The organism is Halalkalibacter flavus, assembly GCF_036663575.1.
In the GTDB taxonomy this organism is placed as follows: domain Bacteria; phylum Bacillota; class Bacilli; order Bacillales; family Bacillaceae_D; genus Halalkalibacter; species Halalkalibacter flavus.
In genome coordinates this window covers 23,262-32,901 of record NZ_JAWRVK010000047.1, presented here as the reverse complement: position 1 = coordinate 32,901, position 9,640 = coordinate 23,262, and the positions used below count along the sequence as shown (strand labels likewise).

Below are 9,640 nucleotides of genomic sequence, written 5' to 3'. Positions count from 1 at the left end.
ACCAAAAGGGAAGACCGCCCTTTTTATCCTTACTTGTGCGAACATTATTGCGATGGCTTCTCTCGCCGTGCGCCTTTTAAGAAGATCACTTAAAAAGCTTAAAACCTTTTACGGCGGCTCCGCTCATCGCGTCGATTTCGTACCAAAAGGGAAGACCGCCCTTTTTATCCTTACTTGTGCGAACATTATTGCGATGGCTTCTCTCGCCGTGCGCCTTTTAAGAAGATCACTTAAAAAGCTTAAAACCTTTTACGGCGGCTCCGCTCATCGCGTCGATTTCGTACCAAAAGGGAAGACCGCCCTTTTTATCCTTACTTGTGCGAACATTATTGCGATGGCTTCTCTCGCCGTGCGCCTTTTAAGAAGATCGCTTAAAAAGCTTAAAACCTTTTACGGCGGCTCCGCTCATCGCGTCGATTTCGTACCAAAAGGGAAGACCGCCCTTTTGGTACGAAATCTATCCTATTATCCTAAAAAATTTGTATTTGATATTTGGTGTCCAGGCGGTTGAGTCTTCGTATTTCCAATAGCGCATGCGGCTATTGGTTGTTTGGGCATTTACGAGAGGTTCCCCGTTGGCGTCTTTCTCTACTACAATGGTAGTATGCTGCCACCGACCATCACCATTAAAGTCATAACAGATGACATCACCTAGCTCTAAATCATATGCACTTTCCTTCTCTTCTCCTCTTAAACCACTATTCGCCCCACTCAAATACCACCTTAATGCATGAGCAACCGACCAACTAAAACTCCAGTTATTGGATCTAAACCACCAGCCATTTGAACGGTTTGGATACCCATTCATTTTTGCTCCGCCTGCATGTAAACATTGCGATATAAAGTTTGTACAGTTATCCGTAAACTTACGATATTTAGGATTATAATCATCCCACCATCTTTCAGCATACCGGACTGCTTCCCAACGATTATACGAGCGATTAGAAGTACTTTCATTTCCCTCAAGAATCATTTGGTCGTACAATTTTACGTCCCTCTCTTGTTCCTGTGACTCAAAAACGTTATCTTCTACCAATTGGTCACCAACAAACGTTGCTCTCCTACTCTCCACTTGTTCTTCAAGGTACACTTGGTCTTTTAGTTTTATTAAATATTCACAACGCTGAAGGTAATCAATATATAAATGGTCTTCCATACGAGATTTTCGAATAATATCTCCCTCAACAAAAGAACGAACAATCTCAGCTCCTCTTTCTTTATTCATGTTTATCTTTTTTTCAACTAGACTATCTACATTTTCGCGTCTTGTCTCTTCAACAAATTGGTGATTTCTTTCTTTAATCATACGATGTAGTTGTGTTATGATCTTTTGGTTCATGCCTCATTCTCCTTTCTTCTATAACAACCTATGCCTCGCAGCTTGTTCGAAATGAAACAAAAGTTAGCTAACGATTTAGATTAGAAAAAAGTGTTACCCATTAATTCAAAAAAAAAAAAAAGAATGACTAAGTCATCCTCTCTTACGATATTTTCTCTATTGCTCCTTCTAAACTTAAGAGAAGCTCTTTTTTATCTAAGCCGCCACCGTACCCTACCATATTTCCATTACTTCCTATGACACGATGGCAAGGAATAATAATCGGAACCGGATTTTGGTTATTAGCTCCGCCAATAGCCCTAACTGCTTTAGGCGCACCTACTTGTTGAGCAATTTCTTTATAGGACTTCGTTTGTCCGTATTCAATTTCTTTTAACGTGTTCCACACCTTTTTCTGAAATTCCGTCCCACATAAGTCAAGTGGAACATCAAAGTGATCCCTTTTACCCGCAAAATAATCCTCTAACTGTTCACAAATGGGATGCAGTGTTTCTTTACAGCGTATCACTTCACCTTTTCTTCCTTGCTTTTTTAACCAAGCTTTCAATGAAGCTGAGCATTTGGATAGCTCTCCAAAATGAATGTGACAAACGCCTTTTTCAGTAGCAACAATTGTAAGAGTACCTAGGGGACTATTCATTTCATCGACATAGTGTGTTAATTGCGTTGTCATATAATCCCTTCCTTCCAATGTCCAATCTTTTCCTTATCTTACATTAGTAAAACAAGATTCGCTTGTTAATCAATGTTTATTTTCAATCATATTAAGGCCTTTATCGATTTCTCGAACAACATTTTCATCTTTTTCGGTGTTTTTCGCTCTATTGAGTACAGTATACTCCTCTAAGCTACCTATTTCACCAATAGCCCAAGCTGCTGTCCCTCTAATAACTGGTCTTGGATCTTTCTTAAGCAACTCAATTAAAACTGGCAATGCTTTTTTATCTTTAAAATGGGCCAAAGCAATGATCGCATTCCGTTGAATTGGTTTCTTTCCCCTCCATGAACCTGATATATGGCCAAATCTTTCTTTGAACTCTCGATTGCTCATTGTAAGCAATGGAATTAGCTTTGGTTTTGCTACTTCTGGGTCCGGTTCCATTTCTTCATGGATATGAAAATCCTTTCCTTTGTTTTCAGGGCAAACTTGCTGACATGTATCACAACCGTAAAGTCTATTTCCTATTTTTTTACGATATTGATCATGAAGAAAGTCCTTCGTTTGAGTTAAATAAGCAATGCACTTTTGAGAGTCTAGCTGCCCCCCCTGTACTAAAGCCCCGGTTGGACATGCGTCAACACATTTATTACAAGTGCCGCATTGTTCTGTAATTGGTATGTCAGCTTCAAATGGAATGGTCGTTACCACTTCTCCTAAATACACATAGCTTCCAAACTCAGGAGTGATGATCGCGCAGTTTTTACCACTCCACCCGATCCCTGCGCGTTCAGCTACTGCCCGATCTGATAGCTCACCCGTGTCAACCATTGACTTAGTCCTAGCATCAGGTATACGCTCGTGCAAGAATTGCTCTATTTTTTTTAGCCTTTCTCTCAACACATCGTGATAATCCTTCCCCCAGGAAGCTCGGCAGAAGACCCCTCTTCGATCTTCACGCGTGCTTTTTGGTGGATCTTTCATCTTTGAAGGATAAGCAAGTGCAATAGAAATTATGGTTCTTGCCCCTTCTACAAGCTTTTCCGGTTGGACTCTCTTCTCTATATCAGGTTCTTCGAATCCAGATTGATAACCTAGCTGTTGTTGAATAAGAAGTCGATCTTTTAATTGTAAAAATGGGTCCGCAGAAGCAAAACCAATTTTGTCAACTCCTATTGTTTTACTATATGCAATTAGCTCATCCTTTAATTGGGCAAGTGACATAGTCGATCACCTTTCTTCATCCTTTTCCTACCAATGTGCTACAATGAAACAAAAATGGTAGGAGGAAACTCACTCATGATTAATTTATTTATTGATGAATCCATTTCATCCAAGATACCCACGTTTAAAATAGGGGCAATCCATTACAATAATATCGTGATTAGTGATTCACCTCAAATGTTAAAAGGACGTTTACAATTTTTTCAAGAAACATTAAAAGTAGAATTAGAGACAAAAGAACTATCCGATTTTAAAGGCATTGCCGAGTGGCGTCAAGTCTTTAAATCGCTCAACATGAATGCTAGTAGATATCGTCCATCTCATGAAGCCCTATATCGCCGTATAAAAAAGGGACAACCTCTCCCGCTTGTTCACTCTGCTGTTGATTTGAATACATTTTTTTCATTAGAATATGTAATTCCTTTAGGCATTTACGATTTAGCCTCTATTGAAGGGGATGTTACGTTTAGATTAGGCTTAGAAAATGAAGCGTACGATGGCGTGAACGGACGTGAAAATGATATGAGCGGTAAACTTGTTAGTGCCGATCAACTAGGAACTTTTGGGAGTCCAATTGTTGACTCCATGAGGTCTATAGTTACGGAAGATACGACTTCAGCTCTTCACCTCTTTTACATGCGACCTTCAATGGAAATTGATGAAGCTTCAAAGTTGCTTCAAGCTGCTGGTACAATGTTCACTCAAGTACACGGCGGAGACTTTCAACATAAGGTTGTCAATTTTCAATAGAAAAAACTGGTTTATAATTTTCTTGTAATGGGAAATAGTAAAGTGAAGAAAATTAAAGGAGGTCATCATATGAGTCAAGAAAAAGTGTCATCAATCTTAAACAAACAAATTGCTAACTGGAGTGTTTTATTTATTAAGCTTCACAATTATCATTGGTATGTAAAAGGACCAGCTTTCTTTACACTTCATGATAAATTCGAAGAGTTATACAATGAGGCATCTACACATATCGATGAATTAGCTGAGCGTTTGCTTGCACTTAAAGGACACCCGGTTGCAACAATGAAAGAGTTTCTTGAAACGGCATCCGTAAAAGAAGCTAGTGGAAATCAAGATGCTGAGTCAATGGTAGGAGAATTAGTAGAAGATTTTAATATATTAATCGATGAGTTAAAAGAAGGCATGGAAGCAGCTGATTCGTTAGGTGATGAAACAACTGCTGATATGTTACTTGCTATTCATCAATCGTTAGAAAAGCACAACTGGATGTTACGTTCATTCTTGAAATAAACCAAAAAACTCCCTCTTAGGGAGCCTTTTTGGTTTATTCTGCTTCTGGTGTGAAAGTACGCTTTGAGAATTCGTCATCTAACATAAAGAATGCATTGCTATCATCATCAATCCGTTTTAGCTTTTGAATAATACTATCAAACAAATCTTCTTCTTCAACTTGTTCTTCAATAAACCACTTTAAAAATGTCATTGTTGCATGTTCACGATCATCGAGAGCTAGGTCAGATAAGTGATAAATTTTCTTCGTTACTTCCTTCTCTTGTTCCAACGCTTTTTCGAATGCGTCTAAAACAGATGTGAATGTGTTATTAGGTTCTGGTAATGATTGAATCGTGGCTCTTTCCCCAAGTGAATTAATAAAATTGTAGAACTTCATCGCATGAAATCGTTCTTCCTCAGCTTGCACAAGAAAGAAGTTAGCAAATCCATCTAAACTTTCATCGGAACAATAAGCTGCCATAGCTAAATACGAATGAGCGGCATAAAATTCAAAATTCATTTGATCATTTAACGCTTTTTTTAATTTTTCGTTTAACATCCTAACCCCACCTTTCCTTTATCCATATTATAGCATTCCCCTTCTTATAATGTCTTGAAACGTATTATTTAACTTGTTTAGAAAGTGAATAATTAATTAAACAAACGTTTAATTAATTCCAACAATAAGGGGGGAAACAAGATTACTGACTTATCCCCCCATTCACCTTTAACAAACTTTTCTTTGTTTTTTTAATGGGTCAGGGTCAATTGGATTTTTTGCGTAATGCAGTTCGGTAGCTAAATAGGCAAAGTGCCTTTCCTTCTCTTCTTTAGACCAACGTAACTTTTTGGCCATATAGTCTGTCACTAACCCTTTCCACTCTTCTACCCATTGTATATTAAAGAATAATGCACTCGTGCGCCGATTGAAGAAATCAGTCGGAGTCGAAACCATTTCTTCCTCCATCCCATATTGAAGTTGAGCTAACAGTAAAGGTGGAAGGTGGCTTTTTTTCACTTCTTCCCTATTGTTTTTTAAGCGAGAAAACACTTTATCAACATTTGATCCATACAATTTTGTGACACGTTTAGCCTCTGTTTTGTTTAGTCCAAGCGCCACACCTTCAGCCACCTTTTTCTCAATAAAGGAATCAAACTGAACAGAGCCCCCAACATTTCCACCTGATAATTTGATCTCAGCCGTTGTACATCGCTTTTGATTACCTAACTCTTTTGCAACTACGTCAACAATACGTTCAGCCATCTTCCGGTAACCTGTAAGCTTTCCACCTGCAATTGAGATTAATCCAGTATCTGAAATGAAAATTTCATCTTTACGAGAAATTTCTGAGGCACTTTTTCCTTCTTCATGAATGAGTGGACGTAGCCCTGCCCAACTTGATTCGATATCTTTAGCAGTTAGTTTCACTGAAGGAAACATATAGTTCACAGCATTTATAATATAGCTTCTGTCTTCCTCTGTCATTCTAGGATGCATGATATCTTCGTTGTAGAACGTATCCGTTGTTCCAACATACGTTTTCCCGTCACGAGGGATAGCAAAGACCATACGGCCATCCTTTTCTGTATCAAAATATACGGCCTGCTTAAGTGGAAATCGACTTTGGTCAATTACGAGATGAACTCCTTTTGTTAGATGCAGATACTTCCCTTTTTTAGACCCATCTTCTTCACGAAGAGTATCTACCCATGGTCCTGCTGCATTAACAATTTTCTTCGCATAGATTTCGTACTTTTTACCAGACAAAAGGTCCCTTACTTTTACAGCAACCACTTTTCCATTCTTATAAATAAAGCCTTCTGCTTTTGTATAATTTGTTGCTTTTGTTCCTCTTGTTACCGCTTCTTTCATTACTTCTAACGTTAAGCGAGCATCATCTGTCCGATACTCAACATAGATTCCGCCACCTTTCAAACCATTTTTACGTACAAGCGGCTCTTTTTGCAAAACACCATTTTTATTTAACATTTTGCGGCGTTCATGCTTTCTTACTCCAGCTAAGAAATCATATACTTTTAGTCCAATCGATGTTGAGAATTTTCCAAATGTCCCCCCTTTAATCATCGGCAAAAGCATCCACTCTGGTGTTGTAACATGAGGAGCATTTTCGTACACAATGGCACGCTCTTTCCCTACTTCTGCGACTAGTTTCACTTCAAACTGCTTTAAATATCGAAGTCCGCCATGAACAAGCTTAGTAGACCTGCTTGATGTACCAGCTGCAAAATCTTGCATTTCAATCAAGCCTGTTTCTAACCCTCTCACTTGAGCGTCTAGAGCAATACCAGCCCCTGTAATTCCCCCTCCAATTACTAATAGGTCCAATGTTTTCTTACTCATATCTTCTAAAATCGTTTCACGTTCTTTGCTTGCAAATGTTGGCATGTATATCTCCCCTTATTAGATGATGAAAGAAAAAAAGAAGACCACAACATCTCTAACTAGCTTCTAGCTAATTAGAGTGTTGTGGTCTTCTCCTATTCTCCGACCAATATTAACTTACTTAAAATTATACTGTACTTCTAAGAAATTTCAAGACTTATTTGAAGATTTTTGCAGCTTCTACAGCCTTTTTCCACCCTTGATAAAGTGATTTTTGTTCAGATTCTGGCATAGCTGCTTCAAAACGACGATCAAGATCTGATTGATCTTTAATTTGCTCTTTATTTTCCCAAAAACCAACTGCCAATCCAGCTAAATAAGCGGCGCCAAGCGCTGTTGTTTCTTGAACTCTCGGTCTTTCAACCGGCACACCTAACATATCGCTTTGAAACTGCATGAGAAAATTATTCGCAACTGCTCCACCATCTACTCTCAATGTCTTGACTTTAATACTTGAATCGGCTTCCATAGCTGTTACGACATCTTTTGTTTGATAAGCTAATGCTTCTAACGTAGCCCTAATAAAGTGTTCTTTCTCTGTCCCACGAGTAAGACCAAACACAGCTCCTCTTACATCGCTATCCCAGTAAGGCGTACCTAGACCTACAAAAGCGGGGACGACATACACCCCTTCAGAGGAACTAACTCTTTCTGCGTATTGTTCTGTATCTTTTGCCGACTTAACCATTCGTAGTCCATCTCGTAACCATTGGACCGCTGAACCCGCAACGAATATACTTCCTTCAAGGGCGTATTCAACTTTTCCATCTACTCCCCAAGCAAGCGTAGTTAAAAGTCCATGATCTGATTTTACTGCATGGTCCCCTGTGTTCATCAACATAAAACAACCTGTACCATACGTATTTTTTACCATACCTTCTTCAAAACAAGCTTGCCCAAATAACGCAGCTTGTTGGTCACCAGCCGCTCCCGCAATTGGCACCTCTGCACCAAAGAAATGATAATCAACCGTTGTTCCGTAAATGTCCGATGATGGCTTCACCTCAGGTAGCATTGCCTTTGGTATATCTAACATAGACAGAAGTTCGTCATCCCATTTCAAGTCATGGATGTTAAACATCAAGGTTCTTGATGCATTGGAAAAATCCGTTACATGCACTTTTCCGCCTGACAACTTCCAAATAAGCCACGTGTCAATCGTTCCAAATAACAAGTCGCCCTTTTCTGCACTTTCTCTAGCCCCTTCTACATGGTCCAAAATCCATTTTACTTTCGTTCCTGAAAAATAAGCATCGATAAGCAATCCTGTTTTTTCCTGAACGATATTTTCATAGCCTTGTTCTTTTAATTGTTCGCAAATTCCTACCGTTTGTCTTGATTGCCAGACTACTGCATTATAGATAGGCTTTCCTGTATGCTTATCCCAAACTACAGCCGTCTCTCTTTGATTTGTAATCCCTATACCTGCAATTTCTTCTTTATCAATATTGGCTTTGAGCATTACACCAGCCATAACTGCAAGACTTGATGCCCATATTTCATTTGCATTATGTTCAACCCATCCTGGGTTAGGATAAATTTGTTCTATTTCTTTTTGCTCTATAGCTACTATAGATCCCTTCTTATCAAATAAAATCGCTCTTGAACTGGTTGTTCCTTGGTCCAAAGCTAAAATATATTTTTTCTCCATTTTAATTCCCCCAATTAAGTTAACTTTCCCTTATTGTATAATCGTTCTTTCGGCTTGTTGACGTAATTCTATTCTCTTACTTTCTTGTTTCATACATATATATAATGTTACCAAAAAGAGTATGAGTACAACCCAAAAACTAGAGTAAACCATTCCTTCAAAAAGGGCTGCATAACTGAGGGCACCAAGCGCCCCACCTATTAAAGGGCCCGCAACCGGGATCCAAGCATAAGACCAACCTGAACTGCCTTTTCCGGCGATTGGCAAAAGAAAATGAGCCAATCTTGGACCTAAATCTCGCGCCGGATTAATCGCATATCCTGTTGTCCCACCTAGTGACATTCCAATCACAACGATAAACAATCCAACAATTAACGGGTTCAGCCCTTCTGTGAATTCATTTGCCCCAATCGCCAATAACCCCATTACAAGCATAAATGTTCCAAATACTTCACTAAAGAAGTTAGCAGGCTTATGGTTGATGGATGGTGAAGTTGAAAAAACAGCCAACTTCGCATCTTTATCATGTGTTTGTTTCCAATGTGGATAATAATGCAGCCATACGAGTACAGCACCTATAAAGGCACCAATAAGCTGAGCTATAATGTATGGCAAGACATTCTCCCATGAAAATTGGCCAATTAACGCAAAACCGACCGTTACCGCTGGGTTTAAATGTGCACCGCTAATATTGCCAACTGCATATATAGCCGCAGCCAGCCCTAACCCCCATCCAAATGTAATAACAATCCATCCACCTTGTTCAGAACTCGTCCTCTTTAACACACTTCCTGCTACGACCCCTCCTCCAAAAATTATTAAAATCATCGTTCCAATCAATTCTCCCATAAATGGTAGCACAGTCCTATTTCCCCCTATCGTTAGACGCAACAGAAGATCTGTGAACATACTTTTCTCGCTCCTTCTGCGAGTTTAAAAGAACGTTTTCATTTCCCTGTTAATGGAAAAAAAGACGAGCAAAGGAACCTATCACTTCAATGAATAGGTCATTTGCTCGTCTCCAAATCTCCGTCACAATCTATTAACTTATTTACTATTAAAGCAAATCGAGAAAACGCTGTCAATGTTTTTTATGAATATACTTCTTTTTCCCCTTTTCCT

At 39.0% G+C, this 9,640-nt stretch carries 10 protein-coding genes; 3 read left to right on the top strand and 7 right to left on the bottom strand.

Annotated elements, in window-relative coordinates; genetic code table 11:
• Positions 1 to 511 (top strand): hypothetical protein (locus SAY88_RS21365; protein WP_332634193.1); only part of this gene is annotated, 511 nt, incomplete at its 5' end.
• On the opposite strand, the gene SAY88_RS21360 is transcribed toward SAY88_RS21365, so the two are convergent.
• From SAY88_RS21360 to queG, 3 genes are all read right to left on the bottom strand, one after another.
• On the bottom strand, positions 458 to 1,339 hold the full coding sequence (locus tag SAY88_RS21360; protein ID WP_332634191.1) for an amidase domain-containing protein: 882 nt from the start codon (positions 1,337 to 1,339) through the stop codon (positions 458 to 460). The genes SAY88_RS21365 and SAY88_RS21360 overlap by 54 nt on opposite strands.
• Before the next feature lie 142 nt (positions 1,340 to 1,481).
• On the bottom strand, positions 1,482 to 2,012 hold the full coding sequence (locus SAY88_RS21355) for a methylated-DNA--[protein]-cysteine S-methyltransferase (RefSeq protein ID WP_332634190.1): 531 nt from the start codon (positions 2,010 to 2,012) through the stop codon (positions 1,482 to 1,484).
• Between the two features lie 69 nt (positions 2,013 to 2,081).
• Complete coding sequence (queG, locus tag SAY88_RS21350) at positions 2,082 to 3,221, bottom strand: tRNA epoxyqueuosine(34) reductase QueG (protein WP_332634188.1); 1,140 nt, start codon at positions 3,219 to 3,221, stop codon at positions 2,082 to 2,084.
• A gap of 75 nt (positions 3,222 to 3,296) precedes the next feature.
• Here queG and SAY88_RS21345 point away from each other — a divergent pair, with 75 nt between their 5' ends.
• Complete coding sequence (locus SAY88_RS21345; RefSeq protein ID WP_332634187.1) at positions 3,297 to 3,971, top strand: B3/B4 domain-containing protein; 675 nt, start codon at positions 3,297 to 3,299, stop codon at positions 3,969 to 3,971.
• 69 nt (positions 3,972 to 4,040) lie between these two features.
• Positions 4,041 to 4,481, top strand: a complete 441-nt coding sequence (locus SAY88_RS21340) for a Dps family protein (protein ID WP_332634186.1) — start codon at positions 4,041 to 4,043, stop codon at positions 4,479 to 4,481.
• 34 nt (positions 4,482 to 4,515) lie between these two features.
• Here the strand turns inward: SAY88_RS21340 and SAY88_RS21335 are convergent, their stop codons facing one another.
• The 4 genes from SAY88_RS21335 to SAY88_RS21320 form a co-directional block, all read right to left on the bottom strand.
• Positions 4,516 to 5,022 carry a ferritin gene (locus SAY88_RS21335; RefSeq protein ID WP_332634184.1) on the bottom strand — a complete coding sequence of 169 codons (507 nt, stop codon included), beginning with the start codon at positions 5,020 to 5,022 and terminating at the stop codon, positions 4,516 to 4,518.
• A 168-nt stretch (positions 5,023 to 5,190) separates the two neighbouring features.
• Positions 5,191 to 6,870 (bottom strand): glycerol-3-phosphate dehydrogenase/oxidase, encoded by a 1,680-nt coding sequence (locus SAY88_RS21330; RefSeq protein WP_332634182.1) that lies wholly within the window; start codon positions 6,868 to 6,870, stop codon positions 5,191 to 5,193.
• Between the two features lie 154 nt (positions 6,871 to 7,024).
• Positions 7,025 to 8,518 carry a glycerol kinase GlpK gene (gene glpK, locus SAY88_RS21325; RefSeq protein ID WP_332634180.1) on the bottom strand — a complete coding sequence of 498 codons (1,494 nt, stop codon included), beginning with the start codon at positions 8,516 to 8,518 and terminating at the stop codon, positions 7,025 to 7,027.
• Between the two features lie 30 nt (positions 8,519 to 8,548).
• Positions 8,549 to 9,379, bottom strand: coding sequence for an MIP/aquaporin family protein (locus tag SAY88_RS21320; protein ID WP_332634178.1), 831 nt, complete (start codon positions 9,377 to 9,379; stop codon positions 8,549 to 8,551).
• Between the last annotated feature and the right edge of the window lie 261 nt (positions 9,380 to 9,640).

Bases quoted from the DNA above. Each gene is read 5' to 3' on its own strand.
- SAY88_RS21360 (WP_332634191.1), bottom strand. From the start codon at position 1,339: ATGAACCAAAAGATCATAACACAACTACATCGTATGATTAAAGAAAGA.
- SAY88_RS21355 (WP_332634190.1), bottom strand. From the start codon at position 2,012: ATGACAACGCAATTAACACACTATGTCGATGAAATGAATAGTCCCCTA.
- queG (WP_332634188.1), bottom strand. From the start codon at position 3,221: ATGTCACTTGCCCAATTAAAGGATGAGCTAATTGCATATAGTAAAACA.
- SAY88_RS21345 (WP_332634187.1), top strand. From the start codon at position 3,297: ATGATTAATTTATTTATTGATGAATCCATTTCATCCAAGATACCCACG.
- SAY88_RS21340 (WP_332634186.1), top strand. From the start codon at position 4,041: ATGAGTCAAGAAAAAGTGTCATCAATCTTAAACAAACAAATTGCTAAC.
- SAY88_RS21335 (WP_332634184.1), bottom strand. From the start codon at position 5,022: ATGTTAAACGAAAAATTAAAAAAAGCGTTAAATGATCAAATGAATTTT.
- SAY88_RS21330 (WP_332634182.1), bottom strand. From the start codon at position 6,870: ATGCCAACATTTGCAAGCAAAGAACGTGAAACGATTTTAGAAGATATG.
- glpK (WP_332634180.1), bottom strand. From the start codon at position 8,518: ATGGAGAAAAAATATATTTTAGCTTTGGACCAAGGAACAACCAGTTCA.